The following is a 22,240-nucleotide window of genomic DNA, read 5'->3' as shown; positions in this document are numbered from 1 at the left end:
CCCATGCGCACCCGCTACAGGATCGAACGCCGGGCCATCCTCGGCGGCTTCGCGCTGACCGCCGTGGCCGGCGCGCGCGTCGCCGTCCCGCAGCACCTCGATCGCGTCACCTTCCACACCAACTGGCGCGCCCAGGCCGAGCAGGGCGGCTACTACCAGGCCCTCGCCGCCGGCATCTACCGGCGCTACGGCATCGAATGCGAGCTGCGTCAGGGCGGGCCGCAGCTCGACCCCGTGCGGCTCATGCTGATGGGGCTGGTGGACATGGTCATGTCCAACGGCTTCCAGGCGCTGAACTACGTGCGCGAGGGCCTGCCCGCGCTGACCATCGCCGCCATGATGCAGAAGGACCCGCAGGTGCTGATGACCCATGCGGGCAACGGCATCGACAGCTTCGAGGACATGCGCGGCAAGCCCATCCTGGTGGGCTCGGGCGGCCGGGTGACCTACTGGCCCTTCCTGAAGTCCCGCTTCGGCTTCACCGACGAGCAGATCCGGCCCTACACCTTCAACCTGCAGCCCTTCCTGCTGAACCGCATGGCGATCCAGCAGGGGTTTCTCACCTCCGAGCCCTTCTCCGCCATCCAGGCGGGCGCCACGCCGCGGAGCTTCCTCATCGCCGATGCCGGCTACGAGAACTACCAGACCACGATCGACCTGCAGCGCATCTTTCTGGACAACCGGCCGGACGTCGTGCAGCGCTTCGTCAGCGCGAGCATCGAGGGCTGGACGCAGTACATGCAGGGCCAGGACATCGCGGCGGCGAACCGGCTCATCATCCGCGACAATCCCGAGATGACGGAGGAGCGGATCGCCTATGCCATCCGCGTGATGAACGAGCGTGGCATCGTGATGTCGGGCGACGCGACGACGCTCGGCGTGGGCGCCATGACCGACGCAAGGTGGGAGCGCTTCTACAACACGATGCGCGACGCGGGCATCTACCCACCGGGGCTGGATTTCCGCCGCGCCTACGACCTGCGCTTCGTGAACAAGCGGATTGGGCTCTGACCGCGTCCGATCGCCCGGGCCAGGGCGTGAATCTTCTGCGTCTCGACGGCGTCTCCAAGCGCTTCCCGAAGGGCGTCTCCGCCGTCGAGGATGTCAGCCTCGACCTGGCGGAGGGCGATTTCCTCGCCCTCCTCGGCCCCTCCGGCTGCGGAAAATCCACGCTGCTGCGCATGATCGCGGGCCTCATCGAGCCGAGCGCGGGCCGCCTCGACTGGGGCCGCGACGCACGGCGCGAGATCGGCTTCGTCTTCCAGGAGCCCACGCTGATGCCCTGGGCCACGGCGCTCCGCAACGTGGCGCTGCCGCTGGAGCTGGCCGGGGTCGCCCGCGGCGAGGCCGAGCGCCGCGCGCGGGAATGGCTCGCGCGGGTGGAGCTCTCGGGCTTCGAGGATACCTATCCCCGCGCGCTCTCCGGCGGCATGCGCATGCGCGTCTCCATCGCCCGCGCTCTCGTGACGCGTCCGCGGCTGCTGCTGATGGACGAGCCCTTCGCGGCGCTCGACGAGATCACCCGCTTCCGCCTGAACGCCGACCTGCTGAAGCTCTGGCAGGAGGAGCGCTTCACCGCGGTCTTCGTCACGCATTCCACCTTCGAGAGCGTCTTCCTCGCCGAGCGCATCGTCATCCTCTCGCCGCGCCCCGGCCGCATCGCGGCGGAACTCCACGTGCCCGCCGGGGACCGCGCCACCCCGGATTTCCGCACCTCGGCGATCTATGCCGCGCATTGCCGCGCCGTCTCGCACGCGCTGGGCAAGGCGATGGCAGCGTGACGCGGCGGATGAAAATCGGCGACCCCTCTGGTATCCACCTGCGGCCGGCTCCAGCCGGCCGAGCCGCTGAATGGCGGCCGCGGCCAGTGCCGCGAAGCCAAGCCGCCGGAGGCGGCGCCCGGCGTCTGAGGGCACGAAAAAGACTCATGCCAACGAGTCGCCTAAGGCGGCCGTTGGCATGAGCCTCGTGCTGCGCGTCCTGGCGCCGCTGCTCGTGGGCGTGCTGGTGCTGGGCGGCTGGGAATGGGGCGTGCGCCACTACAATGTGGCGCCCTACATCCTGCCGGGACCGGTGCTGATCACGCAGACGCTCTGGCGCGACTGGGGCACGCTCGCGCCCTCGCTGTGGGTGACGATGCGGATCACCTTCCTCGCGCTCTTCGTGGCGGCGACGCTGGGGCTGCTGCTCGCCATCCTCTTCGCGCAGTCGCGCGTGATCGAGATGTCGCTCTTCCCCTATGCGGTGATCCTGCAGGTGACGCCGATCGTGGCCATCGCGCCGCTCATCATCGTCTGGGCGGACAACCTGACGCTGGCGCTGCTCATCTGCGCCTGGATCGTCGCCTTCTTCCCGATCCTGTCCAACACCACGCAGGGGCTGAACAGCGTGGACCCGAACCTGCGCGACCTCTTCCGGCTGTATCGCGCCAACCGCTGGCAGGTGCTGCGGCGGTTGCAGCTGCCGAGCGCCCTGCCCTATTTCCTCGCGGGGCTGCGCATCTCGGGCGGGCTGTCGCTGATCGGCGCGATCGTGGCGGAGTTCGTGGCGGGGACGGGCGGATCCTCCTCCGGCCTCGCGTCGCGCATCCTCGAATCCGGCTACCAGCTCCAGATCCCGCGGATGTTCGCGGCCCTCGTGCTGGTCTCCGGCTTCGGCATCCTGATCTTCCTCGCCCTGACGCTGCTCTCGCACCTGCTGCTGCGGCGCTGGCACGAGTGATCACCGCGCGGGCGTCACCTCGAAGGGCTTTTCGCGCAGGAAGCCCGCCGCCGCGCGCAGCACCAGCGTATCAGCGAGGCGACGCCCGGCGAACTGCAGGCCCACCGGCAACCCCTCATGGCTGAAGCCGCAGGGGATCGAGATGGCCGGCCCGTGCGAGAGGTCGAAGGGATAGGAAAACTCGGCCCAGACCAGCCAATCCCAATCGTGCTGCGGCCAGTGCGGCGGCAGCTGCCGTCCCACCGGAAAGGCCGCGACCGAGGCGGAGGGCGTCGCCAACAGGTCGAAGCCTGCCTCGGAGAACCAGGAGTTCACCGCCGCCGCATAGGCAAAGCGCCGGCCCATGGCGGCCTGCGCCTGGTCGAGCGTGAAGTCGCGATAGGCGTTGGTGCAGGCCACGAGGCCAGGATCCATCTCGGCCTCGTCGCCCGGCTTCTTCGCCGAGAACATGCGGAACGCGCCGCCCCACATCTCGCGCTCCAGCGCCGGGCCCTCGGGGCCCCAGGGCGGCGTCACATGCTCCACGGTCGCGCCGCCGCGCACCAGCGCCTCGAGGCTCGCCTCCACGGCCGCCGCCACGTCGGGATCGACGCGCGCATGGCCGAGGTCGGGGCTGTAGGCGATGCGCAGGCCCTCGAGGCCGCCCTCGGGCACCGCCGCCGGGAAGACGTCCGGCAGCGAGGTGTGGTCCAGCGGATGCGGGCCGGCGATCACGGAGAACATCAGCGCCGTGTCGGTGACGCTCCGCGTGATGGGACCGGCATGCGAGAGCCCGCCATTGTTCGGCACGGGCGTGTAGGGCACGCGGCCATAGGTCGGCTTGAAGCCCACCACGCCGCAGAAATGCGCGGGAATGCGGATGGAGCCGGCGCCGTCGGTGCCGATGTGCAGCGGCCCGCAGCCCGAGCCGCAGAGCGAGGCAGCGCCGGAGGAGGAGCCGCCGGCCGTGCGCCCATGCATCCAGGGATTGTGCGTGCTGCCGGTGAGCGGGCTGTCGCTGACGGCCGTCCAGCCATGCTCGGTGCTCGTGGTCTTGCCGAGGATGATCCCGCCCGCCTTGCGCAGCCGCGCGACCAGCACGGAATCGGCCGTCGCAGGCGTGGGATCGGAGAGCCGCGATCCACGGCGCGTCGGCAGGCCCTTCACGGCCTGCACGTCCTTGATGGTGACGGGCACGCCGTGCAACGGCCCGAGCTCCTCGCCCTTCATCACGGCCTCTTCCGCCGCACGCGCCTGCGCCATGGCACCCTCGGCGTCGAGCGCCACGAAGGCGTTCAGCGAGGGGTTCTTGGCCGCGATCCGATCCAGGACCGCCTGGGTGATCTCTACGGGCGAGGCGCGCTTCGCGCGCACCATCGCCGCCATTTCGACCGCCGAGGCGGTAGCCAGATCAGGTGTCGCCATACGTTTTCTTGTAGCTCTCCGTCATGATCTCATCGAGCCTACGGCCGGGCGTGAAACCCGCAAGGCCCTCCGGGTAGGGCACGCCCGCCGGCATGCGCGGGCAGTCCTCGGCGGCGCCGATCACCTGCGTCACCGGGAAGCGCGTGGCGTAGATCGGCAGCGCGTAGTCCTCCTCCTCGTCGCCGATGCCCTTGCTGCGGATCTTGCCGGAGGCCTGATCGATGTTCATGCCGACGACCATCGTCGCCTTCAGCTCCTGCGTGGTGCTAGGGCGCAGTTCGGCGTTCCGGCCGGGATAGAAGCGGTCGATCATGAGGTCGAGCAGCTTCGCCTTCTCGTCGAGGTCGTCGATGATATGAGCCGTGCCGAAGCACATGGCCGAGCGGTAGTCGACCGAGTGGTTGAAGCCGCAGCGCGCCAGCACGAGGCTGTCGAGATGCGTGACCGTCACGCAGACCGGAACGCCCGGCTTCTGCGTGCGCAGCATCCGGCTCGCGGAGGAGCCGTGCCAGTAGAGGTGGTTGCCCTCGCGCCAGAAGGCCGTGGGCGTGCAGTAGGGCTGGCCGTCGATCACATAGGAGATGTGGCAGAGCATCGCCGCATCCAGGATCTCGTAGACCGACTTGAAGTCGTGTCGACCGCGCTCGTGCAGACGGCGGACCTTGTTGCGCTCGGTGATGGGGTAGCTGTCGACGACCTCGGACATGGCGGACATCCTGGTGATGGAATTGATGCCGTAGCGTGACAGACGTATTGGTCCGTCGCGAGGGCCAATTTGAGCGTTTAGCGCTGGTCCAATTCTGCATCGGTGCTAGGCTGGGATCATGGCCGACCTCTCCGACCTGCTGCTGCTCGCCATCGAGCGCACCAACGGCACGCCTCTGCTGCGTCAGGTCTATCTGGAGCTGCGCCGGGCGATCCTCGGCGGCACGCTGCCGCCCGGCAGCCGCCTGCCCGCCACGCGCGTCCTGGCGCAGCGGCTCGGCATCGCGCGCAACACGGTGGTCGCAGCCTATGAGCAGCTGCTGGCCGAGGGCTTCATCGAAGGGCGCGTCGGCGCCGGCAGCTACGTCTCCAGCGACCTGCCGCAGGGGCTGGAGCGACCGGCGACCGCAAGGCCGCGCCCGACGAAGCCCGAATCGGCCCCGCTCAACCTCCCCAACATGGTCCAGCCGGGCGCACAGCCCTTCAACACCGGCCGCACCTCCTGGGACGAGGCCACGGCCCGCATCTGGCGGCAGCTCACCCTACGGCGGCTGCAGTCGCCCGATCCCGACATGCTGGGCTACGGCGACCCGCGCGGCTCGCTGGCGCTGCGCGAGGCCATCGCGAACTACCTCGGCGCCGCGCGGGCGGTGCGCTGCACGCCCGACCAGGTGATCGTCACCTCCGGCGCGCAGCAGGCCATCGACCTCGTGCGCAAGGTGGTGGTGGCGCCGGGCGATCCCGTCTGGATCGAGGACCCCTGCTATCCCGCGCTGCGCGCCGCCATGGCCGCGGCAGGAGCCAAGATCGTGCCGGTGCCGGTGGATGCGCAGGGGCTGATCGTGAGCGAGGGCGTCGCCGCCTCGCCCTCCGCGCGGCTCGCCTATGTGACGCCCTCCTCGCAATATCCGATGGGCGTGGTGCTCTCCATGGCGCGGCGGATGGAGCTGCTGGCCTGGGCGCGGCGCGCCGGCGCCTGGATCGTCGAGGACGACTACGACAGCGAGTTCCGCTACGCCGGCCGCCCGCTGGCCTCGCTGCAGGGCGTGGATGACGCGGGGCGCGTGATCTACATCGGCACCTTCAGCAAGGTGCTCTTCCCCGGCCTGCGGCTGGGCTATGCGGTGCTGCCGCCGGAGCTGCTGGAACCGGTGCAGTCGGCCCGCCTTCTGTCCGACTGGCATCCGCCCGTCTTCCAGGAGGGCGTGGTCACCGACTTCCTGGCCGAGGGGCATTTCGCCCAGCACCTGCGGCGCATGCGGCAGCGCTACCGGCTCTCGCGCGACGCGCTGGTGGAGGCGCTGCGGGAATCCTGCGGACGCTTCCTCGACGTCGAGGCGCCGGATCAGGGCCTCAAGCTGCTCGCGCGGCTGCGGCCGGGATGGCTCGACACGGAGATCTCAGCGGCCGCAGAACGCGCGGGCGTCATCGCGCGGCCGGTCAGTCCGATGTTTATGGCCGAGCGGCCGATCCAGGCGCTCATGCTCGGATTTTCGGGGCATGAGCCGGGCGCGCTGCGGCACGCAGCGCGAATGCTCGCGAGTGGCATCGAAGGGCTCCGCCCCTCGAGCACCCCGGCAAGAACCCCAGGTTCTTGCATTTCCGACAAATAGCGATGGCCGAAGAGGCTACCGCCCGGTGAGGATCCGCTCGACCAGCTGCTTCACCGTCGGCACGAAGCCGTTGGAGTAGAAGGGGTCCGACCCGAAGCGATAGGCATTATGCCCGGCGAACATCAGGTTGTTCTCCAGGCTGCCGTCATGCGCGATGTCCTGCAGCGTCTTCTGGATGCAGAAGCTGCGCGGATCGGCCTTCTTGCCCGTGCTGAACTCCGGACCGTGCTGCGTCCAGTTGCTGAAGCGGCACTGGCTGAGGCAGCCCATGCAGTCCACCTGGTCCTTCACGATCTCGCGCGCATTCTCCGGCGTCACGAAGACCAGCGTGGAATCCGGCGTGCGCAGCGCCTCGCTGAAGCCCTGGTTGGTCCAGCCGATGGCGTGCTCGCGGTCGGCCGGCGTCAGCCAGACGAGGCGCTTGCGCGGGCCGATGCCGAACTCCGCCGTGTGCTCGCCGACCGGCTCGCTGCTGTAGGCCACCTGGCGCTCGCTGCGCGCCTCGAGGTCCTGGAGGAACTCGTTGCGCACGGCCGACGAATAGAAGCCCGTCGGCGAGAAGGGCTGCAGCAGCACATCGCCCGGCTTCAGCGTGGTCAGCCGCTGCTTCCAGGCCTCGCTGATCGGGCTTTCCTTGGTCAGCAGCGGCCGCGTGCCGAACTGGAAGGCAACGGGGCCGAGCTCGGGATTGTCGATCCAGTCGTCCCATTCCTCCAACCACCAGACGCCGCCCGCCATGATGATGGGGGTGTCATCCAGGCCGAAGGCGCGCATCTGCTCGCGCAGCTTGCGCACGCGCTCGTAGGGCGCCTCGGGCTTCTTCGGGTCCTCGCTGTTGGACAGGCCGTTATGGCCGCCGGCGAGCCAGGGATCCTCGTAGACCACGCCGCCCAGCCAGTCGCTGACCTTGGAATAGCTGCGCTTCCACAACGCGCTGAAGGCCCGGGCCGAGCTGACGATGGGGTAGTAGTGCACGCCGAACTCGCGCGCGATCTCCGACAGGCGGTAGGGCATGCCGGCGCCGCAGGTGATGCCGTTGATGAGGCCCTTGGCCCCCTCCAGCACGCCGCGGATCACGCGCTCGGCGCCGCCCATCTCCCAGAGGATATTGGCGTGGATGCGGGCGTCCTTGCCGCCGACCTCGCGGGCCTCGCGCGCCTGGGCGATGCCGCCGGCGATGCCGTAGGCCACGAGCTCCTCATGACGGTCGACGCGCGTGCGGCCCGTATAGGTCTGCCGGATGGTCCGGCCCTCGGGATCGTAGCTGTCGGCATTGACGGCGGAGAAGGTGCCGACCCCGCCCGCCGCGGCCCAGGCCCCGGCGGTCAGGCCGTTGCTGACGGCCACGCCCTTGCCGCCCTCCACGAGGGGAAGAACGTCCACGCCGCCCATGCGGATGGTATTGATGGCCTTCACTTCCGCGTCGTCCCTGCCGTCCATATTTCCGGATGTGACACTAGCATGAAAACACCCGGCGCCATCAGGCGCCGGGTGGATATGGGGTTTTTCGGCCGGGTTAGAAAGCCCGGCCGATTCCCCGATCAGTCGCGGCGGGGGCGGCGGTCGCGGCCGCCCCGGTCGTCGCGGTCGCGGCGGGGGCGGTCCTCGCCCTCGCCCGGCTCGCGCGGCCGGCGCTCGCCGACCTGCTCGGTGATATCGGCGCCCGTGGCCTGGTCGACCACGCGCATGGAGAGCTTCACCTTGCCGCGGTCGTCGAAGCCGATGACCTTGACCTTCACCGCGTCGCCGTCCTTGACGACGTCGGTGGTCTTGTTCACCCGCTCGTTGGCCAGCTCGGAGATGTGGACCAGGCCGTCCTTGGCGCCGAGGAAGTTCACGAAGGCGCCGAACTCGGCGGTCTTCACCACCTTGCCGTTGTAGATGGCGCCGATCTCGGCCTCGGCCGTGATGCCCTTGATGCGGTCGATCGCGGCCTGGGTCGCCTCGGGGTTGCTCGACGCGATCTTGATCGTGCCGTCATCCTCGATGTCGATCTTCGTGCCGGTCTGCTCGACGATCTCGCGGATCACCTTGCCGCCCGTGCCGATGACTTCGCGGATCTTGTCCTTCGGCACGGTGATCACGGTGATGCGCGGCGCGGTGGCCGCCATCTCGCCGCGGGCGCCGCTGATGGCCTTGGCCATCTCGCCGAGGATGTGGAAGCGGCCGTCCTTGGCCTGGCCCAGCGCCGTCTTCATGATGTCGAAGGTGATGGACGTGATCTTGATGTCCATCTGCAGCGCGGTGATGCCGGCCTCGGTGCCCGCCACCTTGAAGTCCATGTCGCCGAGATGATCCTCGTCGCCCAGGATGTCGGAGAGCACCGCGAAGCCGCGATCCTCCTTGATCAGGCCCATGGCGATGCCGGCCACCGGACGGAGCAGCGGGCAGCCGCTGTCCATCAGCGAGAGCGAGGTGCCGCAGACCGTCGCCATCGACGACGAGCCGTTGGATTCCGTGATCTCGGAGACCACGCGCATGGTGTACGGGAACTTCTCCTTCTCCGGCAGCACCGGATGGATCGCGCGCCAGGCCAGCTTGCCGTGGCCGATCTCGCGGCGGCCGGGCGAGCCCATGCGGCCCGTCTCGTTCACGGAGTAGGGAGGGAAGTTGTAGTGCAGCATGAAGTGCTCGCGGTACTCGCCGGCGAGCGCGTCGATGACCTGCTCGTCCTGGCCCGTGCCCAGCGTGGCCACGCAGAGCGACTGCGTCTCGCCGCGGGTGAAGAGCGCGGAGCCATGGGCGCGCGGCAGCACACCGACCTCGGCGAGGATCGGGCGGACCGTCTTGGTGTCGCGGCCGTCGATGCGGAGACCGGTGTCGAGGATCGCGTTGCGGACCACGTCCGCCTCCAGCTCCTTCAGCAGGCCCTTGGCCGCGGCGACGTCGGCGCCTTCGGTCTCCAGCGCGGCGACGATGGCCTTCTTGGCCTCACCCACGGCCTTCTGGCGGGAGAGCTTCTCAGTGATCTTGTAGGCCTCGCCCACGGAGGCCGTGCCGAGCTCGGCGATGCGGGCCTTCAGCGTGACGAGCGCCGGATCGGCCTCGGCGACGTTCCAGGGCTCCTTCGCGGCGACCTCGGCCAGCGCGATGATGCCCTCGATGACCGCCTGGAACGACTTGTGGCCGAACTCGACGGCGCCGAGCATCACGTCCTCGGAGAGCTCCTTCGCCTCGGACTCGACCATCAGCACACCCTCGGCCGTGCCGGCGACCACGAGGTCGAGCGCGCTCAGCTTGCGCTGGGCGGCGGTCGGGTTGAGCACGTACCCGCCGTCGATGTAGCCGACGCGCGCGCCGCCCACCGGGCCGAAGAAAGGAATGCCCGAGAGCGTCAGCGCCGCCGAGCAGCCGACCAGCGCCACGATATCCGGATCGTTCTCGAGGTCATGGCTGAGGACGGTCGCGATGACCTGCACCTCGTTGCGGAAGCCCTCGGGGAAGAGCGGGCGGAGCGGGCGGTCGATGAGGCGCGAGATCAGGGTCTCGCTCTCGGAGGGCCGGCCCTCGCGCTTGAAGAAGCCGCCCGGGATCTTGCCGGCCGCGAAGGCCTTCTCCTGGTAGTTCACCGTGAGCGGGAAGAAGTCCTGGCCGGGCTTCACGCCGCGGGCGCCGACCACGGTGCAGAGCACGATGGTGTCACCCAGGCGGGCCATGACGGCCCCGTCGGCCTGGCGGGCGACCTTGCCGGTCTCCAGCGTCAGGATCTGACCGCCCCAGGAGATATCCTTGCGGAAGTAGTTGTCGAACATGCGTCGTCCTTCTTGCCCCGCATCGGCGCGGGGACTTTTCGGGTACGCATGCGGCAGGGTGACAGTCCGTCCGCAGAAAAGGCCCTTCGGGGAGGGAGGCTTTCGGCGTCTCGGGGAACATGGGGGCCGGGGATTGCACCCGCGGCGAAGCCATGTGGCCGGAAACGCCGCCAGACCCGTCTTCCGTTCAGGGGGCTCGGAGGCTCTGACAACCCGCCGCTGCGCGCGTGGTTGGGCCGGCCCTGGACAGTCCCGGGATCGGCTGGGCGGCCTTATGGACCGGATGGGCCGCGAGCGCCAGTGCGAATTCTGGGGTGGCTCCTTGAGGGGCGCCTCTCAAACTCCCCGGCAAGAACCTCAGCTTCTTGCATCTCCGGCCCATATTTTGAAACCCAGAACAGGGTGCAGGACCCAGGTCCCGGCGAGGGGCGAAGCCCTCTCGCTCTACAGCGCAATCCAGACATCCACGCTCAACTGGATCGCATCCGACACAAGCGGCCGATCCGCCAGCAGGCCGAACGCGGCGCGGCTGATCTCGCCCTCGGCCTCGAAGCGCACCGCGCCCGGCCGCCGGTCGATCAGACGGGCCTGCATCCGGAAGGGGCGCGTGACGCCGCGCAGGGTGAGCTCGCCCATGATGGGGAAGGAGGCGGCGTCGCCCTGCCCGTTCGCCGTGCCGTGGAAGCGGGCCTCGGGGAAATGCGCGACGTCGAAGAAGGGCTCGGAGCGGAGGCGTTCGGTGGCGCCCGGCAGGGACACCCGGACCTCGGCCATGTCGAGAACGCAGTCCACGCCCATCATCATCGGATGCGCGGGGTCGAGCATCAGCATGCCCCGGAAGCGCTCGAACCGGCCCATGGCGGTGAAGAGCAACAGGTGCCGGAAGGTGAAGCCGATCCGGCCGCTGTCCTGGTCGAAGGCGTAGCGCGCCCGCTGAGCCCGCGCCGGAAGCGCGGGCAGCAGGGGTAGGGCAAGCAGAAGCCGGCGGCCGATCACCCTCCGGAGGTGGTGCGGCCGGGTCCGGCGGAAAGGGGGCGGGCGCTCAGGCCCGCCCGGCCTCAGCGGCGCAGGCCGAGCTTGGCGATCAGCGCGTCGTAGCGCGCCTTGTCCTTGCGCTTCACATAGTCGAGCAGGCCACGGCGCTGGCCGACCAGGACCAGCAGGCCGCGGCGGCTGTGAAAATCCTTGGCGTGGGTCTTCAGGTGCTCGGTGAGGTTCGAGATGCGCTCGGAGAGCAGGGCCACCTGCACTTCGGGGCTGCCCGTGTCACCGGGCTTCTTGGCATGCTCGATGATGAGCGCCTGACGGCGCTCCGCAGTGATCGACATCGTGAAATCCTTCGGGTTGGCCGCCCAGGGACTGAGCCCAGCGCGGCTGAGAGATGAACCGATCCGTTGGTTTTCAGGCAGAAGCCATCAACCGCTCGGGCCGCAGCATCCCCTCCTCGAGGCGACACAGGCCGACGAACCGCCCCCCTGCCATCACGCGGACCAGCCCCCCATCGGGACTGGCCTCGGATGGAACCCGGCCCATCAGATCCACGAGGCTCAGGGCCTGGCCGAAACTGAGGCGGGCGGCCTCCCCTTCCACAACGGCCAGTGCCGGGATGTCGGCCAGCGCGGTCGTCAGGGGGAGAAGGAGGTCCAGCGAAGGGGGTGGCGTATCGCCCGTCACGACGATCCTGTCCAGGGGGATTCCGTCGGCTTCCTTGAAGGGGCCGACCCGCAGCCGGCGCAAGGCGGCGATATGGCCGAGCGCGCCGGTGGCCCGGGCAAGGTCGCGCGCCAGCGAGCGCATGTAGACGCCCTTGCCCGACTGGACCTCGAAGACGGCCGTGTCGGCATCGGGGCGCTCGATCAGTTCGAAGCGGTCGACGCGCGCGGGGCGGGCCTCCAGCTCGACGGCCTGGCCGTCGCGTGCGAGGTCGTAGGCGCGCTCGCCGTTCACCTTGATGGCGGAATAGATCGGCGGGATCTGCATGATGTCGCCGGTGAAGGCGGGCAGCGCCGCGCGGATGGCCTCGTCCGAGGGACGGGAATCGCTGGTCTCGACGACCGCGCCGTCGGCGTCGTCGCTGTCGCGCGCCTCGCCGAAGCGCAGGGTGAAGCGATAGACCTTCGTGCCATCCATGACATAGGGCACGGTCTTGGTGGCATGGCCGAAGGCGATGGGCAGTAGGCCGGTGGCCAGCGGGTCGAGCGTGCCGCCGTGCCCGGCCTTCTGCGCGTCATAGGCACGCTTGACCTTGTTCACCACGTCGGTGCTGCCGATGCCGGTGGGCTTGTCGATGATGAGCCAGCCGTCGATCTCGCGACCGCGGGGCTTCTTGCGGAAGTTGCGTGCCATGTCCTGGGGAGTCGGTCCGAAGTGAAGGCGCGTTCTAGCCGGTTGCGCGGGGATGGGTAGAGCAAGTTTGCGGGGGCAAGGGCTTGGCTGCCCTCCGCGGCGGTTATGGCTTCCGCATCATCAGGAGACAGCGCGGCATCGATGGCCGATGCTAGCTCGCCTCACCATCCGGCGCATCCTTCTTCTCCACGGCGAGGTCCCGTGCCACCGCAGGCTGCTTCATCAGCACGTCCATCTTCATGGCGTAGTCGAGCGCATGGTCCGGCTGGAAATGCAGGTCGGGCGCGAACTTCAGCCGCACGGACTTCGCCACCTGCCCGCGCAGGAAGGCGCTCGCCCGCTTCAGCGCGGCGAACTGTTCCGGCGGCACGTCGCGGCCGAGGCCGCTGATGAAGGCGGTCATGTGCTTGAGGTCCGGGCTGGCCCGCACCTCCGTCACCGTGATCCGCGCGTTGGCAAGGTCGGGATCCCGGAAATCCCCGCGCTCGAAGACGGCCGCCAGCGCGTGGCGCACCTCCTCCGCGACGCGGAGCTGGCGCTGCGAGGGCGCGCCGGGCGGGGTGTCGTTGTGGCGCTTGGCCATGTCTCGTCTCTCTGAAAAGCAAAGGGCGCGGCGGGCTGCCCCACCGCGCCCCTATCCCTCGAACCGCGGAAATCAGGCGGCCGCGACGGTCTCCGTCTCGAAGCACTCGATCTGGTCGCCGACGCGGATGTCGTCGTAGTTCTTGAAGCCCATGCCGCATTCGTAGCCGTTGGTGACCTCGCGGACGTCGTCCTTGAAGCGGCGCAGCGTGGACAGCTCGCCCTCGTGGACCACCACGCCCTCGCGGATGAGGCGCACGCCGCAGCCGCGCTTCACCACGCCCTCGGTCACGCGGCAGCCCGCCACGTTGCCGATGCGCTTGACCTCGAAGACCTGCAGGATCGTCGCGTAGCCGATGAAGTTCTCACGCTGCACCGGTGCCAGCCGCGACTTGAAGATCGCCTCGATGTCGTCCGACACCTGGTAGATGATCGAGTAGTAGCGGATGTCCACACCGTCCCGCTGCGCCATCTCGCGCGCCTGCGTCGTGGCGCGGACATTGAAGGCCACAACCACGGCGTTGGATGCCTTGGCGAGCTGGATGTCGCTCTCGGTGATCTGGCCGACCGCCGAGTGCAGCACGCGCACGCGCACCTCGTCGTTGCCGAGCTTGCCGAGGGTGACGTTGATCGCCTCGGCCGAGCCCTGCACGTCCGCCTTGACGACGACCGCCACTTCCTTCTGCTCGCCCGCCTGGATGCGCGCCAGCATCTCGTTGAGCGAGCCGCGGTTGGCGCCGAGCTGCGCCGCCGCCTTGTCGCGCGCCCGCCGCTGGCGGAACTCGCTGACCTCGCGGGCCTTGGACTCGCTGTCGACCGCGATGAAGTTCTCGCCGGCCGAGGGCACGCCCGAAAGGCCAAGGATCTCCACCGGCATCGAGGGCCCGGCCGACTTCAGCTGCGCCCCGCGATTGTCCACCAGCGCGCGGACGCGGCCCCATTCGGAGCCGGCTACCACGATGTCGCCCTGGTTCAGCGTGCCGTTCTGCACGAGCACCGTCGCCACCGGGCCACGGCCGCGGTCGAGCTTGCTCTCGATCACGGTGCCCTCGCCCGCGCGGTCCGGATTGGCGCGCAGGTCCAGGATCTCCGACTGGAGGATGATGGCCTCCAGCAGCTTGTCGAGGTTCGTGCCCTTGGTCGCGGAGACCTGGATCTCCTGCGTGTCGCCGCCCAGGCTCTCGACCACGACCTCGTGCTGCAGCAGCTCGTTGCGCACGCGGTCCAGGTTGACGCCCGGCTTGTCGATCTTGTTCACCGCGACGATCAGCGGCACGTCCGCCGCGCGGGCGTGCTTGATGGCCTCGATGGTCTGCGGCATCACGCCGTCGTCGGCCGCGACCACCAGCACCACCATATCGGTGACGCCGGCGCCGCGGGCGCGCATCGCGGTGAAGGCCTCGTGGCCCGGCGTGTCGATGAAGGTCACGCGGCCCTGCGCCGTCTCGACCTGATAGGCGCCGATGTGCTGGGTGATGCCGCCCGCCTCGCGCGCCGCCACGTCGGTCTTGCGCAGCGCGTCGAGCAGGCTCGTCTTGCCGTGGTCGACATGGCCCATGATGGTTACGACCGGCGGGCGCGGCTGCAGCGCCTCGTCCTCGTCGATCATGCCCTCCAGGCCCATCTCCACGTCGTCTTCCGCCACGCGCTTCACGCGGTGGCCGAATTCCTGTGCGACCAGCTCGGCCGTGTCGGCGTCGATGCTCTGGGTCAGCGTCGCCATCACGCCCATGCGGAACAGCGCCTTCACCACTTCGCCGCCGCGGGCGGCCATGCGGTTGGCAAGCTCCTGGACCGTGATGGTCTCGGGAATGATCACGTCGCGGACGACACGCTCCTGGCCGGCGCGGAGGCGGGCCAGCTCCTGCTGCCGGCGCTCGCGCTCGCGGGCCCGGCGGACCGAGGCCATCGAGCGGCTGCGCTCGTCCTCGCCATCCATCGCGGCGGCGACGTCGATTCGGCCGCTGGCGTCACGCCGGCCACCGGCCAGCGGAGTCTTCTTCACGGGCGCCGGCATCGGGCGCTTCACGCCGCCGGGCGACATGCCGCCGCCAGGACGGCGCGGCGGACCGCGGCGGTCGTCTTCCTCTTCGCCGCGCGCACGCGGGTTGAGCGAGAGCCTCGCCGCGGGCGCGGAGGACGGCGGCGGGCTGGACGGCCGGACGGCCGGACCCTGCGTGGCGCGGGCGGCCAGCGGCGTCACGCGCGGCGCAGCGCTGGGCGCCGCCGGGCGCGGGGCCTCGGGCGCGGCCGGGCGCGGCGCGGCCGCAGGCGCTGCGGCCGCGGTCGGAGCAGCGGCTGCGGCCGGGCTCGCCGGAGCAGGCGTCGCAGCCGGCGGCGGCGCGTTGCGGGCCGCCTCACGCTCGGCGCGCTGCGCTTCCTGGCGGGCGGCGCGGGCCTCGGCCTCCTCCTCCTCGCGCTGGCGGGATTCGTCCTCGGCGCGGCGGGCGGCCTCCTCGGCGGCGCTGCGCACCATGAGGGCCTGCTGCTCGCGCTGCTCGCGCTCGCGCTGGGCCTCGACGCGGCGATTCTCCTCGAGAACGCGCTGGCGCGTGGCGAGCTCGCTGGCCGTCAGCGGGCGGCCGGCGCTGGGCGCGGGCCCGCGCGACGGCGCGCCGCCGGGCTTGGCCGGACCGCCGGGCGTGGCCGGGCGCGGAGCGCCGGGGCGCGCGGGCGGCGTCGGGGCGCGCAGCGTCGCCGGCGGCGTGCCGGGCACCGGCGCGCGCTTCTTCACGACCTCGACCTGGACGACCTTCGACCGCCCATGGCTGAAGCTCTGCCGGACGCTCCCGGCATCCACAGTCTTCCCCAACTCCAAGCGGCCCGCGGGGCGGAGGCTCAACCGGCTCTTCGCCGCATCCTGATCGTTCTGGTCGCTCATTCGCCGTTCCGAAACCAATCCCTAAACCCCGGCTGCCGGCTCGAAGCCGGCCAACCGGGCCGCCTCCGCCTGCAGCGAGGACACCATCCGACCCGGGGAGACCGCGACATGCACCGCGCGATCCCGTCCGAAAACCCCACCCAACTCCGCGGCCGTGAGCGGAGTCAGCACCGGCAGCTCTCGGCTGCCGACCAGTCTGCTCCGCTCGGCCGGGCTGCCATCCGAAGCCTGGACGAGCAGCGCCACCTTGTCGTGGCGGAGCCAGTCCATCACCGCCTCACGCCCCGCGACCGCCTCGCCGCTGCGCCGGGCGAAGCCCAGGAAATCGCGGATGCGCTGTCGCAGGCCGGAAACGACGAGCGCGCCAAGATCGCCCGGAACTCCCACGGAGCCCCGCGCTGCCTTGGCGAAGGCGCCCTGCTTCAGCGCTTTGCGCAACACGTCTTCCTGCGCCAGCAACCATAGGCCTCTGCCCGGCAGACGTCCACCCGGATCGGGGACCAGCTCGCGCGCAGGACCTATGACGAAACGGATCAGCCGCTCCTTGGGAAGCACCTGCCGCGTGACGATGCATCGGCGCAACGGACCGCGCTCGCGCGCGATCGCGTCGTCCGGGATATCGTCGTCCGCGGCGGGTTGCGCAAGGTCAGCCAGGAGCGGCTTCCCCTTCCTCGCCCTCGGGGTGCTCGCCGTCCTCGCCGAACCAGTGCGCGCGCGCGGCCATGATGACGGCATTGGCCGTGTCCTCGTCCATCGCGTCGGCGCCCAGGATCTCGATCAGCTCGTCCGAGGCCAGGTCGGCCAGGTCGTCCAGCGTCTTGATGCCGGCCTCGCCGAGGGCCACCAGCATGGCGGGCGTGAAGGTGCCGATCTCGGCGATCTGGTCCGACACGCCGATCTCGACGCGGCGATTCTCGAACTCGGCGTCCTTCGCCTCGAGGAAGGCCATGCCGCGGCGCTTCAGCTCGGCGGCGATGGCCTCGTCGAAGCCCTCGATGCCCGCGAGCTCCTCGTCGTCCACCTCGATGATCTCCTCGATCGTCGAGTAGCCCTCGGTCACCAGCAGGCCGGCGATCACGTCGTCCACGTCCAGCGCCTCGACGAAAAGGCCGCTGCGCTTGCGGAAGTCCTCCTGCCGGCGCTCGGATTCGCCGGCCTCGGTCAGGATGTCGATGTCGTAGCGCGTGAGCTGCGAGGCCAGCCGCACGTTCTGGCCGCGGCGGCCGATGGCGAGCGAGAGCTGCTCGTCCGGCACCACGACCTCGACGCGCTTGCTCTCGTCGTCCAGCACGACCTTGGAGACCTCGGCCGGGGCCATCGCGTTCACGATGAAGGTCGCGATGTCCTGGCTCCAGGGGATGATGTCGATCTTCTCGCCCTGCAGCTCGGCGACGACCGCCTGCACGCGCGAGCCGCGCATGCCGACGCAGGCGCCGACCGGGTCGATGCTGGAGTCGCGGCTGATGACGGCCATCTTCGCGCGGCTGCCGGGGTCACGCGCCACGGCCTTGATCTCGATGATCCCGTCGTAGATCTCAGGGACCTCCTGGGCGAACAGCTTCGCCAGGAACCCGGGATGCGTGCGCGACAAAAAGATCTGCGGGCCGCGGGGCTCCTCGCGGACGTCGTAGATATAGGCGCGCACGCGGTCGCCGTTCTTGAAGGCCTCGCGGGGGATGGTCTCGTCGCGGCGCAGCAGGGCCTCGGCCTTGCCGAGCTCCACCATCAGGTTGCCGTACTCGGTGCGCTTCACCGTGCCGTTGATGATCTCGCCGACGCGGTCCTTGTACTCGTCGAACTGCTTCTTGCGCTCGACCTCGCGCACGCGCTGCACGATGACCTGCTTGGCGGTCTGCGCGGCGATGCGGCCGAAGTCGATGGGCGGCAGCGGGTCCACGATGAACTCGCCGATGGCGATTCCCGGCTTCACCTTCTGCGCGATGCGCAGCGGGATCTGGGTGTCCTCGTTCTCCACCGGCTCCTGCTCGACCACCTCGGTCCAGCGGGAGAGGCGGACCTCGCCGTTCTTGCGGTCGATGGTGGCGCGGATGTCCTTCTCGAGGCCGTACTTCTGCTTGCCGGCCTTGCCCATGGCGAGTTCCATGGCCTCGAGCACTTCCTCGCGCTCGATCATCTTCTCGCGGGCGACGGCCTCGGCGACCTGCAGGAATTCGGGGCGGGGGATCGCAACATCCAGGGCCATGTCTCAGTTCCCTTTGTTCGCCGACGTGGCGGCGATGAGTTCATCGGTGAGGACGAGTTTCGCGCGGCGCATCTGGTCGCGCGGCAGCGAGATTTCGGGGCCTTCGTCCAGGCGGAGCCGGGCATTCTCCAGGTCGGCGCCCAGCACGATGCCGCGGAAGCGCTTGCGGCCCTCGACGGGGATCTGCATCTCCACCGTCGCGATATGGCCGGCGTAGCGCTCCCAGTCCTTGGTGCGCGTCAGCGGGCGGTCGATGCCGGGCGAGGACACCTCGAGCATCCATTCGGCCTTGATCGGATCGGCGACGTCGAGCACGGCGCCCACGGCGTGGCTGATGTTCTCGCAATCGCTGACGGTGAAGGTCGCGCCGTCCATCCGGTCGGCCATGATCTGGACCGTGGGCCGCTCCTTGCCGCTGATCTGCACGCGGACGAGCTCATAACCCATGTGCTCGATGGTGGGAGCCACGAGATCGGCAATACGGGCGTCGAGCCCTTCATGTCGCGGACGTTCGATCGTCAAAAACAAAAAAGGCGGCCCCGGAAGGCCACCCCCCTAAGAACGGATGGTGTTGGTAAGGCCCCCATATGACGCTTTCGGGATGCCGATGCAAGGGTGCAGCGCTCCGGGGCATCAGGGCCGCGCGCGCCCCAGGCGTTCCGGCAGGGCGACGACATAGGAGAGGGCGCGCGCATAGTCCAGCACGACGCCGGGCGTCCAGGCCATGGCGGCCGCGCGGGCGCGCAGGTGGCCGGCGATCCAGAGCTCGGGGCTCAGCAGGAGCCGCAGCAGGAACCAGGGCGAGCCCGCATGCGCCGCGAAGATTCCCTCCAGCCCCGACTCGATCACCGCCGCGACGGTGCTCGAGCAGTTCCGGTTCGTCAGGTTGTAGGTCGTGTCGGCGCTGTAGGCGTCCCAGAATTCGCGCATCGCGCGCGTGTCGAGGCCCGGCAGGCGCACCTGCAGCGTGGAGGGGCACCAGCCGGCGCTCTCCTCCTCGTAGCTCGGCTGGAAGCGGCCCGGCACGTCGTTGTCGTGCGTCGCCCGCAGCGTCCGCCGGAAATCCCCCGCCGAGCGGTCGATCTCCACCGCCGGATAGTGGCTGACATAGAAGCCGGGCCCGGCGAGCGCGGCATGGCCGGTCGAGATGACGCCCTGCTCGTCGAGCGCCGCCACATAGCGGCTGACGCCCCGGCCGATCGGCGCGAGCGCGCCGGTGGGCGTCCAGACATGGACGGTGACGGTGGCCTCCGGCCCGGCAGGGACGGCCGGGCCGCGGGCATGCGCCGCCTCCCGGCCGCCCCCGTCCGACAGGATCCTGGACATGGGCGTGCCGGGCGGCAGCCGGACGATGCGCCAGGCCATCCCGCAGATGCCGAGGGCCGAGACCATGAGGAGCAGCCCGACATCGATGCCGACCTCGCCCTGCCACTGCGTCGGCCAGGGCACGAAGGACCAGGCGCCCAGCAGAAACTCGATACCGGCGTTGAACAACGAGAGGCGCCATCGCCGGAACCGGACCACATAAGCGCTCGCGGCCCGCCAGACGGCGTCGATGATCAGGTAGGTGCCGGCGACGAAGCCGATGATCATCGCGCTGTGCCCGTGCTCGAAGATCACCAGCAGCGCGATGGCCAGGAAGGCGGCGGCCTTGGCGAAGCGGACCTTTCGGCCCGTGCCGGAGCTGTTGAAGGCCGCCGCCAGGGAGAGGCTGCCGTCGACCAGCAGCGGGATCACGAAATACACGTCGTTGATCCGCAGTTCCTCCACCATGGCGTTGACGAAGAAGAAGGCGCCGAGCGCCATCCACGACAGCCCGACGGCGGCAATCACCCACCAGCGGCGCCGTATGGTTTCCGCGCCGATCAGGATGGAAGCGACTTCGATCATGTCTCGTATCCGCTGCGGCCGAACCTTGCCCGCGGCGAAGGTTCCTGCCTAGGGCGCCGGGACCGCCCGCTGGGGCGCAGTGATCGCGTCCACCTCCGCCATCTCCTCCGGGCTCAGCGCCCAGCCCGAGGCCTCGATGTTCTGCAGGATCTGCCCGGGCCTCGTGGCGCCGGCGATCACGCTGGCCACCGTCGGCCGCGCCAGCAGCCAGGAGAAGGCAAGCTCCAGCAGGCCGCGTCCGCGGGCGGCGCAGAAGCGCTCCAGCCGCTCGAGGACGGACCAGTTGTGCTCGGTCACGAAGTGGTCGGACAGCACGGGCGTATAGGCCAGCCGCGCGCCCTCCGGCATAGGCGCGTCGCGGCGATACTTGCCCGTCAGCAGCCCGCTCGCCAGCGGGAAGTAGGGCAGCATCCCGAGGCCATGGGCGGCCATCGCGTCCAGCAGCCCCGCATCCGGCTCGCGCGCCAGCAGGCTGTACTCGTCCTGGCAGGAGACGAAGGCGGAGAGCCCGTTCACCCTCGAGGTCCAGAGCGCGTCCACCACCTGCCAGGCGGCGAAGCGCGAGCAGCCGAGATAGCGGACCTTGCCCTGCCGGACGAGGTCCTCGATGGCGCGCAGCGTCTCCTCCACCGGCGTCAGCGGGTCGAAGCGGTGGAGCTGGTAGAGGTCGATCCAGTCCGTCCCCAGCCGCCGCAGGCTCTCCTCGACGGAGGTCATCACCGTGCGACGGGACAGCCCGCCCAGCCGCCCGTCCATGGGGATGCCGACCTTCGTCGCCAGCACGACGTCCTTGCGCCGGCCGCCCAGCAGCCGGCCGAGGAACTCCTCCGACCGGCCGGCCCCGCCGCGCGGATAGACATTGGCGGTGTCGAAGAGCGTCACGCCGGCATCGAGCGCCGCATGCACCACGGCGCGCGACGCCTCGAAGTCGCAGCGGCCTCCGAGGTTGTTGCAGCCCAGCCCGATGGCCGAGACGACAAGGCCCGACCGGCCGAGATTCCGTTCCTCCATCGCCTCAATCCACCGAGGCGCCGGAGGCCTCGACCGCGGCCTTCCACTTCTCGGTGTCGCGCCGCAGGAACTCGGCGAAATCCGCCACGCTGCCGGCGCCGAAGCTCACGCCCTGGGAGAGCAGCCGCGCGCGGACGTCGGGCGCGGCGAGGGCACGGACGGCCGCGTCGTGCAGCCGCTGGATCACCGAGGCGGGCGTACCGGCGGGCGCCACCAGCCCTTGCCAGGCCAGGGCCTCGAAGCCCGGCAGCCCCGCCTCCGAGACGGTGGGCACGTCGGGCAGTGAGGACAGCCGCGCCGGGGAGGTCACGGCCAGCGGCCGCAGCACCTCCGCCGCGATCTGCGGCAGGGCGCCGGGCGGATCGCTCGACAGCACGTCCACCTGCCGGGCCACGATGGCCGACATGGCCGGCGCCGCGCCGTTGAACGGGACATGCGTCATGGCGATGCCCGCCCGTTGGAGGAAGAGGGCCATGGCCAGATGCGGAAAGGTGCCGTTGCCGGCCGAGGCGTAGTTCAGGCGGGACGGCTCCGCCCGGGCCAGGGCGATCAGCTCGCCCAGCGTCCTCACCGGAAGGTCCGAGCGCACGACGATGACATTGGGCAGGGTCAGCGCCAGCACGATGGGCGTGAAGGCCGTTGCGGTGTCGTAGGGAAGGCTGCGATAGAGGCTGGGGTTGATGGCCAGGTTCGTATTGCCCAGCAGCAGGGTATGGCCATCCGGCGCGGCGGAAGCGACCGTGCGGGCCCCCGCGATGCCGCCGGCGCCCGGCCGGTTCTCCACCACGAAGGGCGCACCGAACTCCTGCCGTAGCTTCTCCGCCATCAGCCGGGCCAGGATGTCCGCGAGGCCGCCGGGCGCGAAGGGCACGATGATGGTCACGGGCTTGGTCGGATAGGCGGGCGTTCCCTGTGCCGCAGCATGCCGCGCCGGCCCTGCGGCGAGAAAGCCTGCCGCCGCCGCCGCGAGAAGCGGACGGCGCGCGAGCGCGGATGCACGGTCTTGCATGTCTCTTTCCCTCCCACCCAAGGTCATGGTTCCGGTCGTCGGCGACATTCAACATCGTTGAATGTCTTTGATTTTGTTGTAGATTGAACCGGGCCAAGTGTGCCGTCAACGCCGACCGGGGCG

General features: G+C 70.0%; 19 protein-coding genes. 4 read left to right on the top strand and 15 right to left on the bottom strand.

Going from position 1 to position 22,240, the window contains the following annotated elements:
* The first annotated feature begins 3 nt into the window (after positions 1–3).
* The 3 genes from AC1ROY_RS27925 to AC1ROY_RS27915 all read left to right on the top strand — a co-directional run bounded on the left by AC1ROY_RS27925 (position 4) and on the right by AC1ROY_RS27915 (position 2,721).
* Positions 4–1,011: an ABC transporter substrate-binding protein gene (locus AC1ROY_RS27925; RefSeq protein ID WP_493152205.1), complete on the top strand. Its 1,008-nt coding sequence runs from the start codon at positions 4–6 to the stop codon at positions 1,009–1,011.
* 26 nt (positions 1,012–1,037) lie between these two features.
* A complete protein-coding gene (locus tag AC1ROY_RS27920) occupies positions 1,038–1,781 on the top strand; it encodes an ABC transporter ATP-binding protein (protein WP_493152204.1) in 744 nt (247 codons plus the stop codon).
* A 178-nt stretch (positions 1,782–1,959) separates the two neighbouring features.
* Positions 1,960–2,721 carry an ABC transporter permease gene (locus AC1ROY_RS27915; RefSeq protein ID WP_493152203.1) on the top strand — a complete coding sequence of 254 codons (762 nt, stop codon included), beginning with the start codon at positions 1,960–1,962 and terminating at the stop codon, positions 2,719–2,721.
* On the opposite strand, the gene AC1ROY_RS27910 is transcribed toward AC1ROY_RS27915, so the two are convergent.
* Together AC1ROY_RS27910 and AC1ROY_RS27905 are read right to left on the bottom strand one after the other, a co-directional pair.
* Entirely contained in the window at positions 2,722–4,125 is a 1,404-nt protein-coding gene (locus AC1ROY_RS27910; RefSeq protein ID WP_493152202.1) for an amidase family protein, read from the bottom strand.
* Complete coding sequence (locus AC1ROY_RS27905) at positions 4,112–4,831, bottom strand: pyridoxamine 5'-phosphate oxidase family protein (protein ID WP_493152201.1); 720 nt, start codon at positions 4,829–4,831, stop codon at positions 4,112–4,114. Before AC1ROY_RS27905 ends, AC1ROY_RS27910 begins: the two co-directional genes overlap by 14 nt.
* A gap of 118 nt (positions 4,832–4,949) precedes the next feature.
* Between AC1ROY_RS27905 and pdxR the strand changes: the two genes are divergently transcribed.
* Positions 4,950–6,443, top strand: a complete 1,494-nt coding sequence (gene pdxR / locus AC1ROY_RS27900; RefSeq protein ID WP_493152200.1) for a MocR-like pyridoxine biosynthesis transcription factor PdxR — start codon at positions 4,950–4,952, stop codon at positions 6,441–6,443.
* Between the two features lie 15 nt (positions 6,444–6,458).
* On the opposite strand, the gene AC1ROY_RS27895 is transcribed toward pdxR, so the two are convergent.
* From AC1ROY_RS27895 to AC1ROY_RS27835, 13 genes are all read right to left on the bottom strand, one after another.
* The gene (locus AC1ROY_RS27895; RefSeq protein WP_493152199.1) at positions 6,459–7,859 is read right to left on the bottom strand and encodes an NAD(P)H-dependent flavin oxidoreductase; all 1,401 of its coding nucleotides are present in this window, start codon (positions 7,857–7,859) and stop codon (positions 6,459–6,461) included.
* Between the two features lie 125 nt (positions 7,860–7,984).
* Positions 7,985–10,195 (bottom strand): polyribonucleotide nucleotidyltransferase, encoded by a 2,211-nt coding sequence (gene pnp / locus AC1ROY_RS27890; protein ID WP_493152198.1) that lies wholly within the window; start codon positions 10,193–10,195, stop codon positions 7,985–7,987.
* 444 nt (positions 10,196–10,639) lie between these two features.
* Complete coding sequence (locus AC1ROY_RS27885; RefSeq protein WP_493152197.1) at positions 10,640–11,191, bottom strand: YceI family protein; 552 nt, start codon at positions 11,189–11,191, stop codon at positions 10,640–10,642.
* A gap of 62 nt (positions 11,192–11,253) precedes the next feature.
* Complete coding sequence (rpsO, locus tag AC1ROY_RS27880) at positions 11,254–11,523, bottom strand: 30S ribosomal protein S15 (protein WP_493152196.1); 270 nt, start codon at positions 11,521–11,523, stop codon at positions 11,254–11,256.
* A 73-nt stretch (positions 11,524–11,596) separates the two neighbouring features.
* Positions 11,597–12,541 carry a tRNA pseudouridine(55) synthase TruB gene (gene truB, locus AC1ROY_RS27875; protein ID WP_493152195.1) on the bottom strand — a complete coding sequence of 315 codons (945 nt, stop codon included), beginning with the start codon at positions 12,539–12,541 and terminating at the stop codon, positions 11,597–11,599.
* Positions 12,542–12,692: 151 nt separating this feature from the next.
* The gene (rbfA, locus tag AC1ROY_RS27870) at positions 12,693–13,124 is read right to left on the bottom strand and encodes a 30S ribosome-binding factor RbfA (protein WP_493152194.1); all 432 of its coding nucleotides are present in this window, start codon (positions 13,122–13,124) and stop codon (positions 12,693–12,695) included.
* A gap of 72 nt (positions 13,125–13,196) precedes the next feature.
* Positions 13,197–16,004 (bottom strand): translation initiation factor IF-2, encoded by a 2,808-nt coding sequence (infB, locus tag AC1ROY_RS27865; RefSeq protein ID WP_493152193.1) that lies wholly within the window; start codon positions 16,002–16,004, stop codon positions 13,197–13,199.
* 21 nt (positions 16,005–16,025) lie between these two features.
* Positions 16,026–16,739 (bottom strand): RNA-binding protein, encoded by a 714-nt coding sequence (locus tag AC1ROY_RS27860; RefSeq protein WP_493152192.1) that lies wholly within the window; start codon positions 16,737–16,739, stop codon positions 16,026–16,028.
* Positions 16,651–18,207 (bottom strand): transcription termination factor NusA, encoded by a 1,557-nt coding sequence (nusA, locus tag AC1ROY_RS27855; protein ID WP_493152191.1) that lies wholly within the window; start codon positions 18,205–18,207, stop codon positions 16,651–16,653. The genes AC1ROY_RS27860 and nusA overlap by 89 nt, the downstream gene beginning before the upstream one ends.
* Positions 18,208–18,210: 3 nt before the next feature.
* Positions 18,211–18,729, bottom strand: coding sequence for a ribosome maturation factor RimP (rimP, locus tag AC1ROY_RS27850; RefSeq protein ID WP_493152320.1), 519 nt, complete (start codon positions 18,727–18,729; stop codon positions 18,211–18,213).
* A gap of 111 nt (positions 18,730–18,840) precedes the next feature.
* Entirely contained in the window at positions 18,841–20,097 is a 1,257-nt protein-coding gene (locus tag AC1ROY_RS27845) for a protease (RefSeq protein WP_493152190.1), read from the bottom strand.
* A gap of 48 nt (positions 20,098–20,145) precedes the next feature.
* Positions 20,146–21,108 carry an aldo/keto reductase gene (locus AC1ROY_RS27840; protein ID WP_493152189.1) on the bottom strand — a complete coding sequence of 321 codons (963 nt, stop codon included), beginning with the start codon at positions 21,106–21,108 and terminating at the stop codon, positions 20,146–20,148.
* A gap of 4 nt (positions 21,109–21,112) precedes the next feature.
* Positions 21,113–22,117, bottom strand: coding sequence for a tripartite tricarboxylate transporter substrate binding protein (locus tag AC1ROY_RS27835; RefSeq protein WP_493152188.1), 1,005 nt, complete (start codon positions 22,115–22,117; stop codon positions 21,113–21,115).
* Positions 22,118–22,240: the final 123 nt, after the last annotated feature.

The organism is Roseococcus sp. GW821-FHT12F05 (assembly GCF_058806835.1).
The sequence above is the reverse complement of the archived record's forward strand: the minus strand, read 5'-3'. Positions and strand labels throughout refer to the sequence as shown.

Bases quoted from the DNA above. Each gene is read 5' to 3' on its own strand.
- rpsO (WP_493152196.1), bottom strand. From the start codon at position 11,523: ATGTCGATCACTGCGGAGCGCCGTCAGGCGCTCATCATCGAGCATGCC.
- AC1ROY_RS27925 (WP_493152205.1), top strand. From the start codon at position 4: ATGCGCACCCGCTACAGGATCGAACGCCGGGCCATCCTCGGCGGCTTC.
- AC1ROY_RS27910 (WP_493152202.1), bottom strand. From the start codon at position 4,125: ATGGCGACACCTGATCTGGCTACCGCCTCGGCGGTCGAAATGGCGGCG.
- pnp (WP_493152198.1), bottom strand. From the start codon at position 10,195: ATGTTCGACAACTACTTCCGCAAGGATATCTCCTGGGGCGGTCAGATC.
- rbfA (WP_493152194.1), bottom strand. From the start codon at position 13,124: ATGGCCAAGCGCCACAACGACACCCCGCCCGGCGCGCCCTCGCAGCGC.
- pdxR (WP_493152200.1), top strand. From the start codon at position 4,950: ATGGCCGACCTCTCCGACCTGCTGCTGCTCGCCATCGAGCGCACCAAC.
- truB (WP_493152195.1), bottom strand. From the start codon at position 12,541: ATGGCACGCAACTTCCGCAAGAAGCCCCGCGGTCGCGAGATCGACGGC.
- AC1ROY_RS27915 (WP_493152203.1), top strand. From the start codon at position 1,960: ATGAGCCTCGTGCTGCGCGTCCTGGCGCCGCTGCTCGTGGGCGTGCTG.
- AC1ROY_RS27860 (WP_493152192.1), bottom strand. From the start codon at position 16,739: ATGCCGTCATCATGGCCGCGCGCGCGCACTGGTTCGGCGAGGACGGCG.
- infB (WP_493152193.1), bottom strand. From the start codon at position 16,004: ATGAGCGACCAGAACGATCAGGATGCGGCGAAGAGCCGGTTGAGCCTC.
- AC1ROY_RS27835 (WP_493152188.1), bottom strand. From the start codon at position 22,117: ATGCAAGACCGTGCATCCGCGCTCGCGCGCCGTCCGCTTCTCGCGGCG.
- nusA (WP_493152191.1), bottom strand. From the start codon at position 18,207: ATGGCCCTGGATGTTGCGATCCCCCGCCCCGAATTCCTGCAGGTCGCC.
- AC1ROY_RS27840 (WP_493152189.1), bottom strand. From the start codon at position 21,108: ATGGAGGAACGGAATCTCGGCCGGTCGGGCCTTGTCGTCTCGGCCATC.
- AC1ROY_RS27845 (WP_493152190.1), bottom strand. From the start codon at position 20,097: ATGATCGAAGTCGCTTCCATCCTGATCGGCGCGGAAACCATACGGCGC.
- AC1ROY_RS27905 (WP_493152201.1), bottom strand. From the start codon at position 4,831: ATGTCCGAGGTCGTCGACAGCTACCCCATCACCGAGCGCAACAAGGTC.